Origin of the sequence: Endozoicomonas atrinae (assembly GCF_001647025.1) — a bacterium.
Taxonomy (GTDB): Bacteria; Pseudomonadota; Gammaproteobacteria; order Pseudomonadales; family Endozoicomonadaceae; genus Endozoicomonas; species Endozoicomonas atrinae.
The window spans coordinates 1-247 of the sequence record NZ_LUKQ02000936.1 but is presented as its reverse complement, the minus strand read 5'-3'; the positions used below and the strand labels follow the sequence as shown (position 1 = coordinate 247).

Annotated in this window: 1 protein-coding gene; it reads right to left on the bottom strand. The window is 45.7% G+C overall.

Annotation, left to right across the window (positions count from 1 at the left end; genetic code table 11):
* On the bottom strand, window positions 1–247 hold a 247-nt coding region (locus tag AK963_RS31000; RefSeq protein ID WP_175404848.1), incomplete at both ends, for a transposase.

Genomic DNA, 247 nt, shown 5'->3' with positions numbered 1-247 from the left:
TCAACATCATTAAAACCTTCGGGTAGCTGTGGTCGACGAGACATCTGTTCTAGATAATGCATGGTAATGATGCCTAAGCATAGTTGGCGGCAGCTTAAGGATTTAGAAAATGCGATTGGTATCAGGTTATCCCAGTTATTACGCCAGGACTTACCAATCGATGGGAATTTCTCCCCCCAGGCTTCTTCAAAGGCTTCCAGCTCCATTTCTGCTTCTTCAGCAGTCGCTGACCGGTAAATCCGTTTCA